Origin of the sequence: Synechococcus sp. PCC 6312, assembly GCF_000316685.1 — a bacterium.
In the GTDB taxonomy this organism is placed as follows: Bacteria; Cyanobacteriota; Cyanobacteriia; order Thermosynechococcales; family Thermosynechococcaceae; genus Pseudocalidococcus.
The window spans coordinates 1,054,880-1,077,960 of the sequence record NC_019680.1; the positions used below are offsets into that span (position 1 = coordinate 1,054,880).

21 protein-coding genes are annotated in these 23,081 nt (G+C 45.5%); 12 read left to right on the top strand and 9 right to left on the bottom strand.

What is annotated here, in order from left to right:
• Positions 1-2 precede the first annotated feature (2 nt).
• On the bottom strand, positions 3-947 hold the full coding sequence (trpC, locus tag SYN6312_RS05220; protein ID WP_015123818.1) for an indole-3-glycerol phosphate synthase TrpC: 945 nt from the start codon (positions 945-947) through the stop codon (positions 3-5).
• A gap of 258 nt (positions 948-1,205) precedes the next feature.
• On the opposite strand from trpC, the gene SYN6312_RS05225 reads away from it, so the two are divergent.
• The gene (locus SYN6312_RS05225; RefSeq protein ID WP_015123819.1) at positions 1,206-1,550 is read left to right on the top strand and encodes a hypothetical protein; all 345 of its coding nucleotides are present in this window, start codon (positions 1,206-1,208) and stop codon (positions 1,548-1,550) included.
• Between the two features lie 35 nt (positions 1,551-1,585).
• Here SYN6312_RS05225 and SYN6312_RS05230 read toward each other — a convergent pair whose 3' ends face one another.
• The 3 genes from SYN6312_RS05230 to SYN6312_RS05240 all read right to left on the bottom strand — a co-directional run bounded on the left by SYN6312_RS05230 (position 1,586) and on the right by SYN6312_RS05240 (position 4,499).
• Positions 1,586-1,918: a YnfA family protein gene (locus SYN6312_RS05230; protein ID WP_015123820.1), complete on the bottom strand. Its 333-nt coding sequence runs from the start codon at positions 1,916-1,918 to the stop codon at positions 1,586-1,588.
• Positions 1,919-2,161: 243 nt separating this feature from the next.
• Entirely contained in the window at positions 2,162-3,298 is a 1,137-nt protein-coding gene (locus tag SYN6312_RS05235; RefSeq protein WP_015123821.1) for a geranylgeranyl reductase family protein, read from the bottom strand.
• A gap of 52 nt (positions 3,299-3,350) precedes the next feature.
• Positions 3,351-4,499, bottom strand: coding sequence for an HhoA/HhoB/HtrA family serine endopeptidase (locus tag SYN6312_RS05240; RefSeq protein ID WP_015123822.1), 1,149 nt, complete (start codon positions 4,497-4,499; stop codon positions 3,351-3,353).
• A 386-nt stretch (positions 4,500-4,885) separates the two neighbouring features.
• Between SYN6312_RS05240 and SYN6312_RS05250 the strand changes: the two genes are divergently transcribed.
• From SYN6312_RS05250 to SYN6312_RS20325, 3 genes are all read left to right on the top strand, one after another.
• Positions 4,886-6,142, top strand: a complete 1,257-nt coding sequence (locus tag SYN6312_RS05250; RefSeq protein WP_015123823.1) for a DUF4912 domain-containing protein — start codon at positions 4,886-4,888, stop codon at positions 6,140-6,142.
• 369 nt (positions 6,143-6,511) lie between these two features.
• Complete coding sequence (locus tag SYN6312_RS20320) at positions 6,512-6,910, top strand: transposase family protein (protein WP_071880522.1); 399 nt, start codon at positions 6,512-6,514, stop codon at positions 6,908-6,910.
• Between the two features lie 14 nt (positions 6,911-6,924).
• Complete coding sequence (locus SYN6312_RS20325; RefSeq protein WP_071880523.1) at positions 6,925-7,422, top strand: transposase family protein; 498 nt, start codon at positions 6,925-6,927, stop codon at positions 7,420-7,422.
• A gap of 616 nt (positions 7,423-8,038) precedes the next feature.
• On the opposite strand, the gene SYN6312_RS05265 is transcribed toward SYN6312_RS20325, so the two are convergent.
• Entirely contained in the window at positions 8,039-8,665 is a 627-nt protein-coding gene (locus tag SYN6312_RS05265) for a response regulator transcription factor (RefSeq protein ID WP_015123824.1), read from the bottom strand.
• Positions 8,662-9,705, bottom strand: coding sequence for a sensor histidine kinase (locus tag SYN6312_RS05270; RefSeq protein WP_216594183.1), 1,044 nt, complete (start codon positions 9,703-9,705; stop codon positions 8,662-8,664). The genes SYN6312_RS05265 and SYN6312_RS05270 overlap by 4 nt, the downstream gene beginning before the upstream one ends.
• A gap of 448 nt (positions 9,706-10,153) precedes the next feature.
• On the opposite strand from SYN6312_RS05270, the gene SYN6312_RS05275 reads away from it, so the two are divergent.
• Genes SYN6312_RS05275 through SYN6312_RS05295 form a run of 5 tightly spaced genes read left to right on the top strand, consistent with a single transcriptional unit; the run spans position 10,154 to position 14,140 of the window.
• The gene (locus tag SYN6312_RS05275) at positions 10,154-11,185 is read left to right on the top strand and encodes an ABC exporter membrane fusion protein (protein WP_371257394.1); all 1,032 of its coding nucleotides are present in this window, start codon (positions 10,154-10,156) and stop codon (positions 11,183-11,185) included.
• Complete coding sequence (gene devC, locus SYN6312_RS05280) at positions 11,182-12,339, top strand: ABC transporter permease DevC (RefSeq protein ID WP_015123827.1); 1,158 nt, start codon at positions 11,182-11,184, stop codon at positions 12,337-12,339. Before SYN6312_RS05275 ends, devC begins: the two co-directional genes overlap by 4 nt.
• A gap of 10 nt (positions 12,340-12,349) precedes the next feature.
• Positions 12,350-12,904: a hypothetical protein gene (locus tag SYN6312_RS05285; RefSeq protein ID WP_015123828.1), complete on the top strand. Its 555-nt coding sequence runs from the start codon at positions 12,350-12,352 to the stop codon at positions 12,902-12,904.
• A 6-nt stretch (positions 12,905-12,910) separates the two neighbouring features.
• Entirely contained in the window at positions 12,911-13,636 is a 726-nt protein-coding gene (locus SYN6312_RS05290; RefSeq protein WP_015123829.1) for a DevA family ABC transporter ATP-binding protein, read from the top strand.
• Between the two features lie 42 nt (positions 13,637-13,678).
• On the top strand, positions 13,679-14,140 hold the full coding sequence (locus SYN6312_RS05295; protein ID WP_015123830.1) for a DUF2141 domain-containing protein: 462 nt from the start codon (positions 13,679-13,681) through the stop codon (positions 14,138-14,140).
• Between the two features lie 263 nt (positions 14,141-14,403).
• On the opposite strand, the gene SYN6312_RS05300 is transcribed toward SYN6312_RS05295, so the two are convergent.
• Together SYN6312_RS05300 and SYN6312_RS05305 are read right to left on the bottom strand one after the other, a co-directional pair.
• Complete coding sequence (locus SYN6312_RS05300) at positions 14,404-15,468, bottom strand: anthranilate phosphoribosyltransferase family protein (protein WP_015123831.1); 1,065 nt, start codon at positions 15,466-15,468, stop codon at positions 14,404-14,406.
• A 26-nt stretch (positions 15,469-15,494) separates the two neighbouring features.
• On the bottom strand, positions 15,495-16,427 hold the full coding sequence (locus SYN6312_RS05305) for a LysR family transcriptional regulator (protein WP_041431182.1): 933 nt from the start codon (positions 16,425-16,427) through the stop codon (positions 15,495-15,497).
• A gap of 289 nt (positions 16,428-16,716) precedes the next feature.
• Between SYN6312_RS05305 and SYN6312_RS05310 the strand changes: the two genes are divergently transcribed.
• The 3 genes from SYN6312_RS05310 (at position 16,717) to SYN6312_RS05320 (ending at position 22,412) form a co-directional block, all read left to right on the top strand.
• Positions 16,717-18,270, top strand: coding sequence for a ferredoxin--nitrite reductase (locus tag SYN6312_RS05310; RefSeq protein WP_015123833.1), 1,554 nt, complete (start codon positions 16,717-16,719; stop codon positions 18,268-18,270).
• 122 nt (positions 18,271-18,392) lie between these two features.
• Positions 18,393-19,919: a NarK family nitrate/nitrite MFS transporter gene (locus SYN6312_RS05315; protein ID WP_015123834.1), complete on the top strand. Its 1,527-nt coding sequence runs from the start codon at positions 18,393-18,395 to the stop codon at positions 19,917-19,919.
• Between the two features lie 15 nt (positions 19,920-19,934).
• The gene (locus SYN6312_RS05320; RefSeq protein WP_015123835.1) at positions 19,935-22,412 is read left to right on the top strand and encodes a molybdopterin-dependent oxidoreductase; all 2,478 of its coding nucleotides are present in this window, start codon (positions 19,935-19,937) and stop codon (positions 22,410-22,412) included.
• Here SYN6312_RS05320 and SYN6312_RS05325 read toward each other — a convergent pair.
• On the bottom strand, positions 22,404-22,985 hold the full coding sequence (locus tag SYN6312_RS05325) for a Uma2 family endonuclease (RefSeq protein WP_015123836.1): 582 nt from the start codon (positions 22,983-22,985) through the stop codon (positions 22,404-22,406). The two genes, SYN6312_RS05320 and SYN6312_RS05325, sit on opposite strands and share 9 nt — an antisense overlap.
• Positions 22,986-23,081: the final 96 nt, after the last annotated feature.

The window sequence follows — 23,081 nt, forward strand, 5'->3', positions numbered from 1 at the left end:
CATTAACTCACCGCTGACAAGTAAGACTCAGGAAACAACCGATTAACCCGCTCAGTGACTTGGGCCTGAATATCCAGATAATGGACTTCCTCAGGAGCTTCCCGAACCAACGACTCGCCAATTAGGACGGCCTTGGCCCCACAGGCATGGACTTGACTGATGTCATGGGGGGACTGAAGACCCGATTCACTAACCACCAAAATTCCCCGCTCGCGAATTTCTGGATACCGCTGTTGCATTAACTCAACGGTGGTACTGACATTAGTTTCAAAGGTTTCTAAGTTCCGGTTATTAATTCCAACCAACTGCACGCCATCCAATTGCAAGACCCGATCCAGTTCTGCAAGGGTATGCACCTCGACTAAGGCCGCCATCCCCAGACCATTGGCAATTTTGAGGAAATACTGCAAATCTCGATCCGACAAAACTGCGGCAATCAGCAGAACAGCATCAGCCCCCTTGACCCGCGCCAAATACATTTGATAGGGGTAAATGATAAAGTCCTTGCAGAGAATGGGTAGATCTACGGACTCCCGCACCCGAACCAGATTCTCAAAACTGCCTTGGAAAAACTTCTCATCCGTTAAGACCGACAGACAAGTTGCCCCCACACGAGCATAGGCCTGGGCAATGGCAACTGGATCAAAGTTGTGCCGTAAGACCCCTTTGCTGGGGGAGGCTTTTTTAACTTCGGCGATTAACGCCAACTTTGAGGAGTCGGATTTTAATGCCTCATAAAATGGTCGGGGGGGTGGGGCCAGTAAGACTTGGCGTTGTAGATCCCGAAGGGGCAGGGTTTCTCGCAGTTGTTCAACTTCTGTTTCCTTGTGCCAAATAATTTCCTCCAAAATGTGCCGAGGTTGTGCGTCAGCATCCGCCATACGGGTTTGGAATTGTAAGCTTTGCACTAGGACGGGGGGGTTAGGAGAGCGGCGGCGAATCTGCATATTAAGAAAACATAAATTTGCGAGATGATGTGCTTACTATAGGCCGAAAAATAGGCGAGATTTGTGAGGAAGATAACAAAGTCCACTGATCTAGCTCACTACTAAGGGCAGATTCCTCGGTTTTTATGAAAATTTTATAACAGAAATATTAAGTTTTATTCTAAATCCCCTGTGTTTTCGGGAATACCTTTGTTATTTTGGTCTCCAATTCAGCCCAAGGATTTTTTTAATCCTAAGCCTCAATGAGGAGTTGCCGCCATGACCTATTCTTTTCAGCTACTGGGTATTTCCCCAGTGATTCAATTATTCCAAAGCCAGCAACAGGCGATCCAAAGCCGTCCTGATTTGGAGTATGTTGGAGTTCACCACTGCACCTTGGATGCCTTTGTGGATTCGGTGGAAACGGTAGCCCTGAGTAAAGGCTGGGAGGCAATGCCTGTAGTGAGTACGGTGATCGAATTTTGGGTTAATAATCCCCAGAAGATTCACTATTGGGCCCAACGACTGCAATCGGCCGGCCACGAAAACCTGCTCATGGCCCGAATCGGTAAATTAGAAGCCCTCAAGTCACGCTTTGATCATCTGTTTACGGTTGGTCAATAGATCTGAGGTATCAGCGCGCCCTTAAGTTCTTTGAGTTAGGGTAGTTGTCCTAGCGGGGCATACATGATGACAAAAACCCCCAGTAGGACGATCCACCCGCCCAACAGATCAAATTTATCAGGGCCGATTCGATCTACGAGCCAGCCCCATAAAAGGGATAAAGCAACAAACACACCGCCATAGGCTGCATAGGCTCGCCCAAAATGCGTTGGCTGAAGCGTGGGAATGGCCCCATAGAGGCCCAGAATCACCACGCCTAACACCGCTAACCAGATGGGTTTACCTTCTCGCAGGGATAGCCACACTGAATAGCCCCCACCGAGTTCGCATAACCCAGCAAGGACGAAAAAAAGCATTGACCGAATCATTAATCCACTTTTGCCTAGAGTCAAAGTGATGGCAATGTCAACTAAGGTTTAGTACTTCTCAAGAATTCGTCTGCCTGTTAGCAATGTGCCTTTATTCTATGCTGGTGTTACATCCACGATGTAGAGGATAAAGGAAGGACTCAATGCCACTCTAAATAGATGCTCACAGCGTTCGCCTCATCATGGCGGCCCCTTGAGAACCCTGCGTTGATGACTCGCTGTAGGCCTCAGTATCAAGTTTGGCTAAATGGTTGTACCCCGGCCTGGGACAAGCCCTGCCGTTAGACGTTTGATCGCCCGGTCCGCAATATCTCGATAGCGCATTTCACCTGAGAGAATCAATCCCATCCGGCGGGTGGCGGAGGGACGTTTGACTCCAAGTTTATAACCCAGATGGGGAACCCGATAAAATAATCCGGCTAACCGCTGGGCCCAGGCCATGTCACTTCCCCATTCTTCATTGATGAGGGTTGAATAATCACTCAAGGCATTGCTATCCCCACCCAAAGCCCGGTCAATTGCTAACCCCGCCTGCATCCCGCTATACATTGAGGGGCGAATACCTTCGGCGGAAAAGGGATCGACAACACAGGCGGCTTCTCCGGCTAAGAGGGCATTTTGGGTATGGAGTTTTTGTTTGCCGTCCCACAGACAAATGGGATGACCATACTGGCGGGCCTGGGAAATATCCAGATTAAACAGAGTCGCATAGTTCTGGAGGATGTTCTTAAAGTCTTGGGGTTCCCCGCCGCGAAATGTGCCAATGCCAACGGAATAACCATCTGCCTTGGGAAAATTCCAGATATAACCATTTTTGACCAGACCAAACTCGAAATGTACGGCATGATCTTGATGTTCAACTGGAGCTTCGGCTTCCAAGGCCCCAGCCAGGCGGCGTTTGCGCTCCTTAAATCCCAATAGTTGGGCCAGTTTGCCCTTACCCCCGTCGGCCGCAATCAGATATTTTCCCTCTATCAAGCCAGCCGAAGTTTTAATTTCCCAGTGATCACTGTGCCAGGAAATTCCCAAAACCTCTGTACCATCCCGCAGTTCAGCCCCCTGTAATTGAGCTTGTTTGATTAAAAAGTGATCAAACACATCCCGCCGCACCATCCAAATAGGTTCTTGGGAAGCCAGCTCTACCTCAACCGGATCTTCTTTATTCCAGGTGTAACGAACCGATCTGAGTTTGAGAGAAATAGCTGGGCTAAAGTCAAAGTCAAACCATTGGGCAACTTGGGGTGAAACGCCTCCCCCACAGGGCTTATAACGGGGCAAGGTTTCTTTTTCCAAAACCAGTACGGAGCGACCCCGCTTGGCTAAATGATATGCCGCAGATCCACCCGCCGGCCCGGCTCCGACAATGACGCAATCATACATAAATCAGCCTATTCCTCAATTTCTGGGGACAGCAATTCTCCCAAATATAGCCCTAAGCTGTCCCCGGTAACTCCCCGGTGCGAATGGCAATTTGTTTGATTTGCTCACCTCGACGGATTTTGAGACTGAGTTGCTGCCCAACATCGGCTTGATCTACCAGGCCTTGGAGTTGATCCGCAGAGGTAATTGTTTCCCCATCCACAGCCGTAATCACATCCCCCCATCGTAAACCTGCCCCCGCTGCCGGAGTATTGGCAAAGACCTGGACGACCAAGACACCTTCGACTTCCGGCAACATCACAGGAGAATTGGGGTTGCGATTATTTTCCGCGGCCAGACTGGGAGTCAGGTTGGTCATTTGGATGCCGATGTAGGCGTGTTTAATTTTGTCACCGCGGACTAGACGATCCTTGAGGGACTTTGCTTTATCAATCGGAATCGCAAAGCCAATCCCCATTGCATCAGCCCGAATCGCCGTGTTAATCCCGATTACTTCCCCGGCCTGGTTGAGTAATGGCCCACCGGAATTCCCCGGATTGATCGCCGCATCGGTTTGAATAAAATCTAAACGCTTATCGGGAATGCCAACTTGAGCACTAGATCGATGGAGAGTGCTGACAATCCCTAAGGTGACGGTGTTATCCAGGCCTAGAGGGTTACCCACCGCAATGGCCCAATCCCCCACTAGTACGTCCTGCGAATTGCCCAAGGGCGCAACGGGTAGTTCTCCTTTCACGCCTTTCAGTTTGACAACGGCCAAATCCGAGACCGGATCTGCCCCCCGCACTTCCCCGGCAAAAATATGCCCATCTTTCAGGGTGACATTCACCGTATCTGCATCACTGACGACATGGGCATTAGTGAGGACAATTCCACTGGCATCAATAATGAATCCGGAACCTTGGCCCCGCTGCCGATCTTCCTGGGGGGGCAGTTGACCCAGGCCGGGAAAGAATTGCCGAAACAGGGGATCGCTAAAAAAAGGATCCACAGTCCGGGTAACAGTCCGCTCTGTATCAATTCGGACAACGGCTGGGCCAACTCGCGCCACGGCCTCGGCGACAAAACTATGGGGAATCGGGACTTCAGGCTCAGCCCAAACTAAGTTTCCCCCCAGGCCTAGCCAGCAGATGCTAACCAAAATCGGCAGCACAATCCAGCCAGACCATCTCAGTAGGTGACTCAATTTTGGAATGACCATAGCTCAGTGTTGTTTGAAAATCACAGTTAATCCTGACATTCATTTTAAGCGCGACCCGGACTGGCTGGGGGTGAACTCTCGGTCTTGGCATTTTGGCCTGGAGATAAGCCCGGTTAGGGGGGGAATTTTACCCGCAAGGCTGAGGGCCACAGACTCGATTACGATCCCCAATATTTTTATTCAGTTATATTTTCCTGACAAATGCTCGACTCAAGGCCTGAAAATGAACCCAATTGGGGATCAAATCCTTAACAGAACTTGACGAACCTGGGGATCAGCGGCCAAACTGAGTTCATTCTGAAGTGAGTTGGCCAGATTTAGATTTAATTCCTTTTCCCTGCCCACTCATTACACAGATCTGACCTCGGTTAATTAGGAGGTGTTAGATGCCGAAAGAACAACCCCCATTGGAAGACATGACATTACGCCAACTCCGGCGTGTGGCCAGCGAATTCCAAGTTTCTCGTTACAGTCGGATGCGTAAAGATCAGCTATTGGACGCGATCCGTGAAAAACAAGTCGTTGTTCCCGCCGCCACCCAACCTGTACCCCCTCGTTTGGAGTCTCAAGAAAAAGTGGAAGCTGCAAAATTTGATCTCGGGCCTGCTGTTGATTTAGATGACACCCTAGCCACTGTGGATGAGGGCCTGGGAGATTTACCCGCGGGTTATGGTGCAAGTCGGATTGTCTTAATGCCACGAGACCCTCAGTGGGCTTATACCTATTGGGACATTCCCAACGAACATCGGGAAGAACTCCGGCGACAAGGGGGACAACAACTGGCGTTACGGATTTATGATGCGACCAACGTTAATTTAGATCAGCAAATTCCCCACAGCGTCCAGGAATATCCCTGTGATGAATTGGCGCGGGAGTGGTATTTACCGATTCCGGTCAGTGATCGGGACTATGTGGTTGAAATTGGTTATCGGTGTGGCGATGGCCGCTGGTTGGCCTTGTCCCGTTCAGCCCCAGTGCGTGTGCCGCCGACCTACCCTTCTGATTGGATCTGGGATCAATTTATTACCGTGGATTGGGATCTAGATTTACAGGGCAAAACCCTCTTTAATCTGGGCACTCCTGAGTCTGTCGAAACTGAAGTACCCACCAGCCCAATTTACGACAGCATTTTCGGGATGGCGCAGGGAGTGGAAGCCCAACGGGTAGCTGGGTCTTTGTATGGTTCTATGCAAATGATTCCCTCCTCCGCTGAACTATTACCATCCCAAGCCATTAGTTCCTATGTTTTCCCCTCTGGTGTGGGCCTGTGGGCTGTACCAACGACTTCTGGTTTAACCATGTCAGGTGTGGGCTTCTCGGCCTCGGTTCCCCCTGTAAAACCCCGACAGTTCTGGTTAGTGGCTGATGCGGAATTGATTGTCTATGGGGCGACTGAACCCGATGCCACAGTTACCATTGGCGGCAAAGTCATTGAACTCAGTCCTGATGGCACGTTCCGCTTCCAGATGTCCTTCCAAGATGGTCTGATTGACTTTCCGATTCAGGCTGTGGCGGCTGATGGGGAACAAAATCGGGAAATCCATATGAAATTCACTCGAGAAACCCCAGCCCGGCGGACGAATGCAAAGGCTGAAGCGGTGCAGGAGTGGTTTGTGAATGGGGAGTGGAAAGCCCCTGTCTAAGCCCTAACTCCTGAGCTTGTAGTCTAAAATTAAACACTTAAAGGCCTTGGATATCCAAGGTTTTTTTATCAATACGTTTTTTACGGGAGCTACACACCACAATAGGCTCAAGAGTATTGAACATTAGTATAGTGTTATGCAGACTGTCCTGAGAGAGTAGAAATCTTAACAAGATTGCCCATAAAGCATTTCCAGGCTTGTCCCAATAAGAACCCTAAATGAGTAACGCTATATCTGACAGAACTGATTTAATATTTATAAGAAAATAAACTAGAACGTAAATATAGATCAGATATCTCCACGATAGAATTAGAGGTAGATTTTCACTGTATAAATTAAGAATATACAGCCAAAATAGAGCTAATTAATATGAGTCATGACATCTACAAATTGATTTGTCAGAAACCAAAAGACTGTAAACGCTTGATGGGTGTTAACTTTGAGCAACTAGAAGAGCTAATCGAACATTGTAAAAGATTGCATCAGATAAAACAAGAGGAGATTGAGAACCAGAAGAAACGAGTGATTCGAGCGGGCGGTGGTCAGTCTCCTATCTTGACCCTAGAAAACCAAATTATCTTAACGCTACTCTATCTCAGACATTATTTAACTTTTCAGCTGCTTGGTTTGATGTTTCACATCAGCGAGTCCACTGCTCATAATGTCTTTAACTATTGGCAAATACTCCTGGAGGAAGGACTATCACCTAGTCTTTTAGAACAAGTAAAAAGTACCCGGAGGCTGGGGCTGAAACTCTGGCCAAATTAGTCAATCAAGAGTTAGTGATAGATAGCACAGAACAAGTCATAGAGCGACCTTCGAGCTATCAGGAGCAGAAGCGTACATATTCTGGCAAAAGGAAGAATTTCACTTTAAAAAATCAGTTAATTGTAAGTCCTGTGACTTTAGATATTATTGATGTGGTCGTGGGGATGCCAGGTCGGATAAGTGATATTAGTATCTGGCGAAACAGTCGAACTCGCTTTACCCTAGAGCAGTTCTTTATGGGAGATAAAGCTTATGTGGGAGAGAGACAAATTAAAACACCAACGAAAAAGCCTAAGAATGGAGAATTAACGCGTCAAGAGAAAGAAGATAACAAATCGTTTTCAGCACGACGTATTATCGTAGAACATTTGATTCGTTTTGTGAAAATATTTAGGATTATGCAAGAGCGATTCCGACTTCCAATATCTCGATATGATTCAATTTTTCTAACTGTTTGTGGACTAGTGAGATTGCGATTGGGCTGTTTAGAGTTGAGATTAGTTAAACATTAAGCATATGAGAAAAGTATTATGGTTTATAACCAACATTTAAAGTTAGTGAACTGGTAATAGGGACTGCAAAGCACCGTAAGTCTTTGTTTCTGAGCATCGTTAAATATTCTTGAAATATAGCTTAAACGGTCACCCATTATGGATTACAGGTTTTTGGAGATGTCTATCGCAAATAAAGTCTAATTTTCATGAGACAGCTTACAGCGTTGGTCTTGAATCAGAAAAATTACATCGCCTTATCATTTATTACAGATCATCTTGATATATAGTAAAATAATTTCGTTCATGAGATAGCAATCCTTACAAAATGGAGTTTTTAGACTTTACTATGCTCATAAATCATCTGTGTTTGCTATATGTATCAAGTCATTCTCAAGGCTGCTAATGATTTAGTAATTCATATCCTATACTTCAAAACCTATGAAGCACTCTAAAATTCATTACCGAAACAGAATATTTAGCAGGTGCCTGCAACCTCTGAGCATCAGTTATTTCAGGCTGGCCAAAGTCTATGAGTATTGAGTTTAATACTTCAGTCCGATATATGAGATTCAGTGATCATAATTCAAATTACTAAACTTATCTTTATCGGAGCAATCGAGGGACTTTAAAAGTCCTAAAGTAAATGACGATGTGCCCACAATGCAGCCTGAACCCGATCTCGCATTTCCAACTTACTTAAGATTTGAGTAACGTGATTTTTAACTGTTCCTTCGCTCAGAAAGAGTGATTGAGCGATTTCTAGATTATTTTTACCCTCTCCGACAAGCTTTAACACTTGAATCTCTCGTTTGGTCAAGAGATCAGGAGCAATATCTTTAACTGAAGGCTTAAGTTGAGAAAAAGCTTTGGGTGCGATTGTCGGTCCCAGCTGACTGTAACCTTGAGCCACAGACCGGATCGCAGCAGCAATCTCAGATACAGGAGTCCGCTTCAGTAGATAGCCTAGTGCCCCAGCTTGAAGGGATCGTAAAATATATTCGTCATCATCGAATGTGGTCAGTACTAAAATCCGAATCCACGGATAGTATTGATGGATTTCGCTTGTAGCTTGTACCCCATCGCAAATAGGCATTCGGACATCCATTAAAATAACTTGGGGTTGCCATAGCTTTGCCGCATGAAATGCTTCTTTTCCATTCGATGCTTGTCCCACAATATTTAAATCCCCTTCAACAGAGAGCATTGTGGCCAGTCCTTGTCGAAATAGCTCTTGGTCATCTGCAAGTAGCAGGCGAATCATAATGGAAGAGTGATATGAATTTGAGTGCCTTGGGCGTAAGCGGTTTGAATATCGAGTTGTCCACCTAATAACTGGACTCGTTCAATCATACCTTGAAGCCCAAAGCCTGGATGAATTGCAGCGAGATCAAAGCCAATACCATTATCTTTTAACTCTAAGTAGATGCTTTTGGACTTCTGATGAGAAAAAAAACTGACTTGAGAAGCTTGAGCATGTTTCTGAATATTCATCAATCCCTCCTTGACAATGCAATAGATTTGATAGCTCTGATAAATAGGTAAGACTGGGAGATTCACTGTCCACTGGACTTGTAAAGTTGATGTCTCCCGCAGTTGTTCTAGTAGGGCAATCAGAGCTTGATTGAGATCGAAATCAGATTGACGCATTCGATCGAGAGCTTTGCTCACATCTTCAATGCACTGTCTAGCAAGAAACTTAGCAGTGTCAATAGCTTGAAAGGCTTGAGTTGGGTTCTGAGATCGCAAGGTTTGTGCAACAGCTAATTGGGTATCTAAATCTGTTAGAGTATGACCGAGTGAATCATGAATTTCTCGTGCAATTCGCGTTCGCTCTAATGTGGTAGCCAATGCTTCAACTTGTTCTGAAAGTTCTTTAATCTTTTGATAGCTGCTTTGTTGGTCTACCAGCATCTGACTTAGCATGATGGTAAAGAAACTAGCGGCCGTATACGTCGCCAGTGAAAAGAGGGCGAAGCGTACTGGGTTTGTTGGATCAAGTCCTAACGATTCAACAATTTGTAGCTGTTGAGATCGGCTCAGAACGCCAATATACTCACTGAGAGTAGAAGGAATAGCGGTTATAACGATTAAAGCGATCGTAGTATAACGCCCCAGCAGAAAATAGCTTTTGCCAAAAAAAATGAATTTAAAGATACTCAGATCAACGTTGAGACTCCTTGCTGATAAGACGATGGCTAATTCAAGCACGATGTAAATAAACCGTATCCAGCGAGGATATTGGATTGGGAACACCCAGCTCATAAGAAAAAGTGTGATAGAGAAACCAAAGGCAAGTGGCAAATTGTAACCAGACCCACTGAGCCACATACCTAAGTACGCTGCAAGAAATACGCACTCTAATGAACGGAAGGATTGAGGTAACGATCGCAGGAAAAACATTATAAAAAAACAATTTTTGTAGTTAATGTATTAAACATTAAATTCTAGTGCATGCTTCCAACTGAAAAAAGTGACCTGGGTCATAAATTTCTATGCTTCATAAGACTATTTTCGTAAATACCGTTCTCCTAATGTAATGAATAGATGTCTGCTAATGAATTCGCAACTACCTATTTAAATCCCTAAAGATATAATGCTAAGTCGATTTGAAGCAAGTAAACTCAAGCCTCTAAACCGTAAATGGTTGATTGGGATAGGCATTGCTTGCCTAATCGGAATCGGACTAATTACTTTGCGTCTAAAATCCTCAATTCCTACAGCGCCAGCACCAATTTCACCCCCACCGACTTTGCCCACAGTAAATGCGCTAGGGCGACTTGAACCAGAGGGAGAGGTGATTAAGGTTTCTGCTCCAAGTCAATTTATGGGAGGGAGCCAAGTTATGGAACTGCGAGTTAAAGAGGGTGATGTTGTCCAAGCTGGTCAAATCCTTGCTGTTCTGGATTCTCGAGATCGCTTACAATCTAGTTTACTAGAAGCCCAAAAACAGGTTCAGGTCTATCGATCCCGCCTTGAAGATGTTAAAGCAGGTGCAAAACGGGGAGAAATCACAGCAGCACAAGCTGAAATTCAGAATCTAGAAGCACAACTTTCGGGTGAGGTTGAAACGCAACAAGCAACGATCGATCGCCTACAAGCTGAGCTGGAGAATGCTGAAAAAGAGTTACAGCGAAATCAAATTCTGTTTGAGGAAGGTGCGATCGCTGCATCAGTTCTCGATACTCGTAAACTTGCAGTTATAACTGCACAGAAACGCCTCAAAGAAGCAACCTCTATTTCCAACCGAACTCAAGGTACCTTGACAGCTCAAATACAAAAGGCGAAAGCAATTTTATCTCAAACTGCAGAAGTTCAATCTACAGAGATAAGTATTGCAAAAGCAGAAGTTGATCGTGCAATTGCAGCAGTAAAACGAATTCAAACCGAACTGAATCAATCATATGTCCGTGCACCGAAATCTGGACGGATTCTTAAAATCCAGACGTATGAGGGAGAGATTACTAGTAGTGACGGTATTGTTGAACTAGCAGCCACAGATCAAATGATTGTGATTGCAGAAGTCTATGAAAGCGATATAAAAAAAGTGCAGAAAGGTCAAACAGCAATCATTACAAGTCCTAGTAATGTTTTTTCAAATAAAATACTTGGAATAGTTCAGCAAATTGGGTCTCAAATTGCCAAAAAAGATATTTTGAATAGTGACCCAACAGCTGCAACAGATGCGAGAGTCATAGAGGTTAAGATTCAGCTTGATCGAGAAGTAAGTAAAAAAGTCGCAAATCTGATCAATCTTCAGGTCGACGTGGAGTTACAACCATGATCAAACGTAGAATTTTTCTAGCTTGGCGACAATTAATGAGCCGTAAAGGACGGTTTCTTGTTGCTCTTGCTGGGATTGGATTTGCAGATATTTTAATTATGACGCAGTTGGGATTTAAGAGTGCGCTGTTGGATAGTAATACTCGCCTGCCCAGCATTCTAAATGCTGATTTGATTATCGTGAGTTCTCAAGCTCAGAACTTCGGAGTATTGAAAGACTTTTCTCGTCGTCGACTGTTTCAGGCTAAGAATTTGACCGAAATAGTCAGGGCGGAGCCATTGTACTTGAACTTAGCCACTTGGAAGAATCCTCAAACAAACTCAGAATCTTCAATCCTGGTATTTGGATTTAATCCTGCACAATCTGCGTTTCGTCTTCCTGAATTAACCCAAAGTTCAAGATTAATTCAATATCCGGATGTAGTTCTGTTCGATCGTGCCTCAAATGGACAGTATGAAAATGTTATCGCGCAAATTGAACAGGGTAAAAAAGTGTATACAGAAATACAGGGGAGAAAAAAACAGATCATTGGACTCTATCAAGTAGGAGCTTCGTTTATTGCAGATGGCAGTTTGATAACGAGTGATCAGAATTTTTTGAGAATCTTTAATAGCCGCAATGCTGGAGCAGTTAGCTTAGGATTAGTTACTCTTAAGGCTGGAAGCAATCCAAATCAAGTTGCAGAAAAGTTACAAAAAGAACTTCCCGGTGATGTAAAAGTCTTTACTCGACAAGCCTATATTGAAAGTGAAAGATTATATTGGGAAAAAAACACTTCAATTGGCTTTGTATTCTCCTTTGGAGTTATTGTTGGAATCTTTGTAGGAGTAATAATTGTGTATCAAATTCTATTTAGTGATGTCTCTGATCATCTTTCAGAATATGCCACACTTAAGGCAATTGGATATAATGATAGTTACTTATTGGGTGTAGTATTTCAAGAAGCCATTATTCTTGCAATCGTTGGCTTTGTTCCTGGTAGTTTGATCTCAATAGGTCTATACAACTTAATTAGCAATGCAACAAATTTACCATTGTTGATCACTACAACTCGATTACTTGAAGTTTTTTTATTGACTCTTGGAATGTGCGCTCTATCTGGTGCAATCGCAATGCGAAAACTTAGATCTGCTGATCCGGCAGATATTTTTTAGGAGTAATTGTATGAACCTTATTCAGCGAATTTTAACAGTAATTAGCATTATTACAATCACAAGTAATCATGCATATGCAGAAATTGTGAATCCTCAATACCAACTGAGATCAGAAGCGATACAACTGTCTCAAGATTCCGAAACAAAACAACCAACTCGGAAAAATCGACGTAGCTATATCGGGTTGGGTGGAGGATTAGGTTTAAGTGGGGGTGAAACCGGATTAGCAGATGGTGGAATTTCTATTGTGTCTCGTTTTGGGATTACTGATAATATTTCAATTCATAACTCTACCATTTTTGGTAATCAGACCTCGTCAATGCCTGCATTGACTATTGGCATCCCAATTCGTAATGAGAATACCACTGAGATAGTTGCTTATCCTTTCCTTGGAGGTGGTATCAACATCAATACATCCCAGAATTTTGAGGTTGATCCGCTACTCGTTACAGGAGTTGATGTTCCCGTTACCGATCAAATTATGGCGACCACTCGATTCAATTATAGTTTTGGTGAAAACGAAAATGATTTTGGTGTTTTGTTAGGAATTGGCTACCGTTTTTAAATTATTATGATGCAACTCTCTTTTTCACAATCATCCTTGAAGACTTTAGAAGTAGTCCCACCCATTGCAATTAGTAACCTTAATTATTGTTTTGGCGATGGACGACTGCAAAAATCTGTCTTGTCTGACATCAATCTCGATATTGAAGCAGGTGAGATTGTTATTATGACAGGGCCTTCCGGATCTGGGAAAACAACACTACTTTCCTTAATCGGTGGACTGAGAGCTTGTCAAGATGGAAGCTTAAAGGTCGTTGGGCAAGAGCTTTGTGGTGCAACACAATCTCAGCTAGTTCAAATCAGACAAAACATTGGCTATATTTTTCAAGCACATAATTTACTTGATAGCTTATCGGCTCTGGAGAATGTGCAAATGTCCCTAGATCTGTATCCAAGAATTCCATGGGATGTTCGTAAACAGAAGGCAAGACAAATGCTCGAAATTGTAGGTTTAGGTGATCGTATATCCTATTATCCAAACAACCTTTCAGGAGGCCAAAAACAACGTGTGGCGATAGCTCGTGCTTTAGTTACAAATCCAAAAATTGTTCTTGCCGATGAACCGACAGCCGCACTCGACAAAAAATCAGGACGTGATGTTGTAGAACTACTACAACGACTGGCTAAAAACCAAGCTTGTACTATTTTGCTCGTTACTCACGATAATCGCATTCTCGATATTGCTGATCGCATTATCGAGATGGAAGATGGATGCTTAATCCAGAAAGAATAAGCTTTTCAAAAATTGTTTGCAACTAATCTTTAGAAGTATTTTATGATGACTGGGATGAGAGGATTATTGATTGCTACACTATTGGTTTCATTTTTTGGAAATAAGATAATGTTGTCAACTGCAAGTGCATCCCCTACTAGTAAGTTAACCATTGAAATTAGTGGATTGAAAAATCGGAGCGGAACTCTGTGTCTCAGTTTATTTTCGAGCGAGAAAGGGTTTCCAACTCAGAGTGATCTTGCTCTTGCTTCTCTTTGTGTCCCAGCTGAAGAAACCTCAGCTAGCTTTCAAGAGTTAGTTCCTGGACGTTATGCAGTTGCAGTTATTCATGACTTTAATAATGATGGAAAACTTAATACTAACTTCCTTGGAATTCCTAATGAGGGCTTTGGATTTTCGCGTAATCCTAGAATTATAAACCGTGCACCTAGCTTTACAGATACAGCTTTTATTGTATCAGAAAAAATAACAAAAATCCAGATCAACTTGAAGTATTTATTCTAAAAACATTGTCCCAATAAGCACTCTTAATCAGGAATACTATATCTGACAGAACTTATTTATATCGGTAAATAAACTAGAATATAAATATTTTATAAAGAAAAAATGTAATTTTATGAGCTAACTTATCGCGTTAAATTTGAACCAGAAAAATTACATCGCCTTATCATCTATTCCAGATCAGCTTCATATAGTGTTAACTAGGCTCGCCTAGCTTAGGAAAATCTAGAAATTTTGCCAGTAGAACATATCCTAACTTGGCCCAATCAGTGCCTTGAATGAGTATCACAAACCTGCTTAAGGTATTTAAGCTGCTGCTTTACCTGACCAGAATCTAATAATTCAGCCGCCAGTTGAATCCCCGCCGTCAAGTTTTCACAACTATTACGCTGCCATAGATAAAAGCCACTATTCCAAAGCAGGGCTTGACGAAGTTGATTAAAGCGACCATCTAAAACTGCTTCCATGGCTACTATTGCATCATTCAGATTGACCCAGGCCGGGTTCTTGCCCCCTAAACCATAATCTTGGGCATGAAGGCGTAGTCGAGTTAGATTCAATTGACCATGGGAGGCTGTATGTAAGCCAATAATGGCGGTGCGTTCTTGGGGTAAATCACAACTGCCCTCCAGGCCCTTGACTGTTGTAAATTCCGTTACCCCTCTTAAGGTCAACGCCTCCTGGATCATCGTTTCCGTAGGGGGATGAACAAATCCAGCGACGACATGACAAGGCCCGGCATAGGGTGACCAAATCAATTCCAAGGTGGCTAAGGGGGGGCGTTTACCAATTTGGTCGCGATAGGGAACCAGGGCCTGGGCCTGGGGAAAATGGGTCGGTAAATAAACAAATCCCAGGTTTGTGGCTTCTAAAATCTGATGTATCTGAGCCAGAGAACAGCCTGACCAATCCACCCCCAGGCCCTGCCACAAATCAATTAACGGTATTCCTTCTTTGGTGGGCATCCGCTCCCCCCCATGTTGCAAGACCGGACAACCCGCTGCGGCCAAAATTAACGCCGTTAAGACACTCAAGGGCATTGTCCGATCTCGGCCATCATAGGGTTGACTTAAAAGCACCACAGGTTGAGCGGAATTGATAGGAGGAACTTTCGGGCCAAGCTGTTCATACGCATCCAACATTCCGGCTAGCTCTTCGCCTGTAGGTCGCTTAATCCGATGGGCAATTAAAAATGCACCAATCTGGGCCGGAGTTGCCTCTTGGGTGAGCATCATGGTCATGGCCTGGGCCGCTTCAGAGCGAGTTAAATCTTTACTTGTATGGGCCCCACTGCCAACTTTTTTTAATAACTCCCGAAACGCTCGACTCATGATGTTCTCAAAATAATTAACTATGATTAAACCGCTAAAAGCTGAGGTGTGATAGCTAACTTTTTGGTGATCAGGTGAAAGAAGTCAGCAATCGGGGGAATCTTGAGTCGATCAACAGTCGTAACAACCGTGACTTCTCGTTGTAAATCAATCCCATCGGATGAGTTTTTCTTGTTAAAATAACGGACAACTAATTCAGGATTTTTGGCAGCATCGCCTAACATTGACTCTGGCAATAACGCTAACATTTGACTCGAACTAACTACGGCATTAAAGGCATCCGGTGTATTGAGTTCAAGAGCCGCAATTAATGGAGTATTTTGTCGGGAAAACTCATCTTCTACTAACCGCCGCATCCCATAGCCATCTTTAAAAACCACATGGGGATAGGCCGCAATCTGCTCCCAAGTAATAGTTGTCTTTTCGACTAACGGATGATTCGCCGCCATTAACAGGCCAATGGGTTCGTGATACAGGGGGTGAACCACCAACTCCGCCGTCTGAGCTAAATTCCGATGACTCATAACAATCGCCACATCCACCAGGCCATCCCGCAAGACCTTTAAAGCCCGATCACTGCCCAACGCGGTTACTCGTAATTGCACCTGGGGATAGTGTTGACAAAACTGAGGCAATAGCGGGGGTAATACCGTCGCGCAAACGGAATGAATTGCTGCTACACATAATTCTGTTTGTTTGCCTTGATGAAATTCACTCAGTTCTTGATTTGCAGTTTGCCACTCTTGCCAAATTTTACGGGCCCGCTTCAGAAACATTGTTCCCGATACGGTGAGCTTGGCTTGGGCACTCCGATGAAATAAACAAGTTGCTAGTTCTGTTTCTAAGGCTTGAATTTGGCGACTGATGGTTGATTGATTGACACCACATTCAAGGGCAGCTTGTTGAAAACTTCCCCGTTCCGCCACTTCCAAAAAGGCCTGTAATTGCTCTAAACGCACCGCCAAAATTGTGACTCCTGAGGCTGTCGGGAAGATTTCATTTGATTGAGGGATGACTTAGGGATTAAACCGTAGCGGATTTCTCGATGAGATTTAGTAAAATAAGATACATTCCTTTGATTCCGATATCAGGTTCTTGTTGGAAAAATGTATATTCAATAACACTATGCAGAAGCCGCATCACTGACATGATGATATTGCATTGATATCAAGAAAATGTAGTTTAAGTTACAAAACCCTCCTGAAATAAATTCATACAGTGACGGCTATTGTGACCTAGCAATCAGTTGTGGCTAATAAATTTGAGGCGGTCAAAGCAGTTAAAGATGGCCTGGCAGTCCAGAGCGAGTTGGAGCATTTTGCCGCCATCGGTTGGGAGAATATTCCCGAAGATGACCGGGATTTGCGCTTGAAATGGTTGGGCATCTTTTTCCGCCCCGTCACCCCCGGCCAATTTATGCTGCGGCTGCGGATTCCCCACGGGATTTTGACCAGTGACCAACTCCAGGCCATTGGTGAAATTGTCCAACGCTATGGCGACAGTGGCAGTGGCGATATTACCACCCGGCAAAACCTGCAAATTCGTGGGATTCGGATTGAGGATATTCCCGATATTTTTGACCGTCTCCAGGCCTGTGGCTTAACGTCAATCCAATCGGGGATGGACAATGTCCGCAATATTACCGGCTCGCCTGTCGCTGGGATTGAGCGGGATGAACTGATTGATACCCGCCCTCTGGTGGCCCAACTCCAGGCCATGATTACCAATAACGGCCAAGGCAACTCGGAGTTTAGTAATCTGCCCCGCAAGTTTAATATTGCCCTTGAGGGGGGTCGCGATAATTCTGTCCATGCCGAAATCAACGACATTGCCTTTGTCCCGGCCTATCGAGAAGGAGTCTTAGGATTTAACGTCTTGGTGGGGGGCTTTTTCTCATCCCGACGCTGTGAAGCAGCGGTTCCATTGGATGCTTGGGTAACTCCCGATCAGGCCGTGATTGATCTGTGCCGGGCAATTTTGGAACTGTTTCGGGATCATGGCCCCCGGACGAATCGGCAAAAGTCCCGCTTGATGTGGTTGATTGACCAGTGGGGCCTGGCCAAATTTCGCCAAGAAGTGGCCGCTAAGTTAGCTTTTCCACTCCTCAATGCTGCCCCTGAGGATGAAATTAACTGGGAAAAGCGAGATCATCTTGGGGTTTATCCGCAGAAGCAACCAGGACTCAATTATGTCGGCCTCCATATTCCCGTGGGGCGGCTGTATGCCTCCGATTTTCTGGGACTGGGGCGGCTGGCTCAAACCTATGGCAGCGGGGAAGTGCGGCTGACTGTCGAACAGAATTTTATTCTCACCCACATTCCCGATGCTCAACTCCCTGGCCTGTTGGCGGAACCCATTTTGAGTCGGTTTGGCATTGACCCAACTCCTTTACATCGTTCCCTGGTCTCTTGTACGGGGGCTCAGTTTTGTAACTTTGCCCTGATTGAAACCAAAAGTCGGGCCGTGGCTATGAGTACGGCTCTGGAAGCCGAATTGGAACTATCTCGGCCGGTGCGGATTCACTGGACAGGTTGCCCCAACTCCTGTGGCCAACCCCAGGTGGCGGATATTGGCCTGATGGGAACAAAAGTCCGGCGCAATGGGGAAACCGTGGACGGGGTGGATCTCTATCTCGGTGGCAAAGTTGGCAAAGATGCAAAGTTGGGAACCTGTGTCCGCAAAAGTATTCCCTGCGATGAACTCCAGGCCATTTTGGCTGACCTATTAATTGAACGGTTTGATGCTCGGCCCCGGGCACCGGCGGTCAAAACAGCAACAGATCCCAAGTTGATTCTCGTTTAAGGAACTTGAATTTAACCTCTATCAATCGGCTGGGTGAACCGGCTGATGGGGTTTTGCAGTCGCTTTTCCAGATTTCCTGACCCCCATTCTCAATTTGCTTTGTAGTCATTTAGGACTTGATTATGTTACGAGAGCTTTTTTCATTCCGAGATCGATACCGCATTCTCCATTTAACTTGGTTTGCGTTTTTCTTAACCTTTGTGGTCTGGTTTAACTTGGCCCCTTTGTCCTCAATGATTAAAGCGGACTTAGGTTTGACAACAGGCCAAATTCGGACGTTGGCCATCTGTAATGTGGCGTTAACTGTGCCAGCTCGGATCATCATTGGCATGATTTTGGATCGGTATGGGCCACGGATAACCTACAGTTGCTTATTGGGCTTTGCCGCAATTCCTTGTGTGATGTTTGCCATGGCTCAAGACTTTTATTGGCTAGTCATTAGTCGCTTATTACTAAGTATTGTCGGAGCTGGTTTTGTCATTGGCATTCGCTTGGTTTCAGAATGGTTTCCGCCCAAGGAAATTGGCGTCTCTCAAGGTATCTATGCCGGTTGGGGAAATTTTGGCTCGGCAGCCGCAGCCTTTGCATTGCCTTCTATTGCGTTAGGGTTAGCGTTTTTCTCGGGGGGTGAAGGTAACTGGCGCTTAACGATTGCTTTGACTGGAATTGCTGCTGCAATCTATGGGGTGATTTATTATCTCAATGTTACTGATACACCTGCGGGTAAAGTTTACCAAAAACCCCAGCGACATGGCGGCATTGAAGTCACGAGTATTCGAGATTTTTGGTTGATGTTGGCCACTAATATCCCGCTGAATGCCGTTTTAGGACTGCTGGCCTGGCGATTAGAAAAAGTCGGCTTGATCGATGCGGCAACTATGGGCCTGATTTGGATTGGTTTAGTCGGATTATATTTATTCCAATCCTACAAATGTTGGGATGTTAACAAAGCATTATTTACCGAAAATAAACGCTACCCAGCAACGGATCGGTATCGATTTGGTCAAGTTTTCTTGTTGGAGTTGACCTACATCGTTAATTTCGGCTCTGAATTAGCGGTAGTTTCCATGCTGCCCACCTTCTTTGAATCAACCTATGGCTTACCTAAAGCTTATGCTGGCATGATTGCAGCGAGCTATGCCGGGATGGTTATCATCGCGCGGCCGGGGGGTGGGGTGATTTCAGATCGGTTTGGGAGTCGGAAATGGACAATGGTTCTGGTGACTGCGGGGATGGGCCTGTGCTATTTATTTATGGCAGGGCAAAATAGTACCTGGTGGCTCCCTGTTGCTCTGATGGTTACCGCAGTTTGTGGCTTTTTTGTCCACCTGGGTACAGGTTCAACCTTTTCAATTGTGCCGCTGATTAAACGGCGGGTCACGGGGCAAATTGCCGGCAATGTTGGGGCCTATGGCAATGTCGGGGCGGTCTGTTATACAACGCTCTACAGTTTGTTACCCGAAGGTGCAGTGGGTAATCAAATTTTCTTCCAAACTCTTGGTGTAGCTGCTTTAATCGTGACGTTTCTCTGTGTCTTCTTCTTACGTGAACCCCAAGGCTCTTTTGCAGCCCATCACGAAGGAGAGTTATTACCCCTAGAACCAGGCCTGGACTCTGATCCAATCATTTTGACTCACTCTCCTGATTAGGGAACTGTAACGAAGATGGATGACTTTCCCACCCAGGCCACCTTGGCTGTGCAAACGCCCCTGCACCTCTGTTATTACCGCAATATATCTGAAGAATTACAGGTAATCCGGTTAGTGCAAGATGGGGCCTGGGAGCGGGTCGTCTTTCCCGGACAACAGATATTGTTTGGGGCTAATCCAGACGATGAAGTTAAGGTTTACCATCAAGCTCATCCCAACCAAATTGCCGAGGTTATCCCCTGCCAGCAGCTTTTAGTCCGAGAGACTCGTTCATCATCTCGGGCGAATAAGCCAGACCCCATTAACCCACCGACTAATGTTTCAACGCTTTGCCCCTACTGTGGGGTTGGTTGTGGCCTGGAAGCGGTTCCTCACAGCCAATCGGCAACGGGTTATAAAATCCGGGGAGATCGGGAGCATCCCTCTAGTCAGGGGATGATTTGTGTCAAAGGGGCAACCATTCTCGAATCTGTGGATCAGCAGCGATTGCTCTATCCCTTGTGGCGAGACCGCTTGGATCAATCTTTTCAACGGATTAGTTGGGATGAGGCCTTTGATCACATTGTTAAGCGAATTCAATCCGTTCGGTTTACCCAGGGGGCTGATGCCATCTGTATGTATGGTTCCGGGCAGTTCCAGACGGAAGATTACTATATGGCTCAAAAGTTGCTTAAGGGCTGTTTAGGGACGAATAACTTTGATGCCAATTCCCGGCTCTGTATGTCTTCGGCGGTGGCGGCTTATATCAACAGCTTTGGCTCTGATGGCCCCCCCTGTTGTTATGACGACTTAGAACTGACGGACTGTGCGTTTTTGATTGGCACGAATACGGCCGAATGTCATCCGATTGTCTTTAATCGTCTCCGTAAGCACCATAAATTTAATCCCAAGGTGAAGCTGATTGTTGTGGATCCCCGCTCTACTCCTACGGCCGAGGTGGCGGATTTACATTTAGCGATTAACCCTGGCACCGATATTGATTTACTCCACGGCATGGGGCATTTGCTCTTAAAGTGGCGGCTAATTGATGCGGAATTTATTGATGAGTGTACCCAAGGGTTTGCCCAATATATTCAGGTGGTGGCCGAATATCCACCCGAAATGGTAGCCGAGCGTTGTGGCATTACGGTAACTGACCTGGAAAAAGCAGCCCGGTATTGGGGCCAGGCCAAGGCAGTATTATCCCTCTGGTCAATGGGAATTAACCAATCTTCTGAAGGAACCGCCAAAGCCCGCAGCTTAATTAATCTCCATTTGTTGACGGGGCAAATTGGCCGGCCGGGAAGTGGGCCGTTTTCCTTGACGGGGCAACCCAATGCCATGGGCGGGCGAGAAGCGGGGGGACTGTCCCATCTTTTACCCGGGTATCGGCTCGTCAAAAATCCCCAACATCGGCAAGACCTGGAAGAATTTTGGCAATTACCCCCAGGCCAGATTTCTCCTGCTCCTGGCCGTTCGGTGTGGGAGATGATTCGGGGCCTGGAAACCGGAGATGTGGGCTGTTTATGGATTGCGGCCACCAATCCAGCGGTGAGTTTACCGGATATAGAACGGGTAAAAAAAGCTTTATTACGTTCCCCTTTCACGATTTATCAGGATGCCTATTTCCCCACCGAAACCGCTGCCTATGCCCATTTGGTTTTACCCGCAGCCCAGTGGAGCGAAAAAACAGGGACAATGACAAATTCAGAACGGCGAGTTACACTATGCCCAAAGTTTAGAGAGCCTCCCGGATCAGCCCGGCCAGATTGGGAGATTTTTGCCGAAGTGGGGCGGCGATTGGGCTTTGCCGATAAATTCAATTTTGCTGATGCGGCGGCTGTCTATGGTGAGTTTGTCCAGTTAACCCAGGGGCGAGTCTGTGATCAATCGGGCATCAGTCATCAACGACTCCAAGAATTAGGCCCGCTGCAATGGCCCTGTGATGTTAATGCCAGTGATGAAATAGCTAAACAAACAAAGCGGCTTTATACGGATTTCCAATTTTTAACTCCAAATCATCGGGCTAAATTTGCCTTGGAACATTCTCGGGGCCTGGCAGAACCTGCGGATGATGAATTTCCTTTTGTTTTAACAACCGGGCGACTTTATGGCCATTGGCATACGCAAACCCGCACTGGCCATATTGCCAAAATTACGAAAATGCACCCCAGGCCCCTGTTAGAAATTCATCCCCGTGATGCCAAACAACTGGGTCTGAAACCTGATGATCTGGTCGAAATTAAATCTCGCCGGGGCCTGGCCTGTTTACCAGTGCTGATTACCAAAGCGATTACGCCGGGAACTGTTTTTATGCCGATGCATTGGGGATTTCTTTGGGGGGATAATACCGAAGTAAATGCCTTAACCCATCCCGAAGCCTGTCCCATTTCCTTACAACCTGAACTCAAGGCCTGTGCCGTACAATTGATTCCGGTCAGATCAGTAACCGCAACGTCCCAACTTGCCACACCAGCAGAGCAAGGTAATATCAATATTCCTGCCTTACGTTAGAAGACTCTGGGGTGAGTTCAAAAAAGCCTTAACCGCAATTCGACAGTTGGGAAATGCCAGGGGTGTAACCGTGTCCTGTTCCGTTAATTGTTGCTCATCCTGGTATCCGCTTGGGCTAGGTTGACGAAAGACATAAAGACATCGCTGCTGCACATCTAAAATCCAATATTCCCTGATGCCAGACTGTCCATAAACGGGAACTTTTAGGTCACGGTCTCGCCTCAGTGTACTATCTGCCACTTCAATGAGTAGAAAGATTTCAGCGGGAGTGGGGTGATGGTCTTCATAGTCCAACGGGTCAACTTTAACAATGGCAATATCCGGTTCTGGCTCGGAAAAATCACTGAGCTGGACTGGGTCTTGCAAGCGTAATAGGGCCTGGTTGGCTAATTGCTGGGAGAATATCCGATCAATGCGAGTCACGGCTGCACTATGGGCTGTCCCTTTTGCTGTCATCTTGTAAAGTTGCCCCTGAATCAACTCAACCCGCTCATCACTGGCCAAAATGCCCGCCTCAATCATGTGGTGATACTCTTGAACCGTAAGAGTTCTCAGGTCAGTGGTCAGTGTCATTCCCCTCACCTCCGCGGATTTTGGCTGATGGCTTTCTCTATTTTGACATTCTTAATGATTTTAAATAGAACAAGCCTTGTTCAGATAACCCAGATA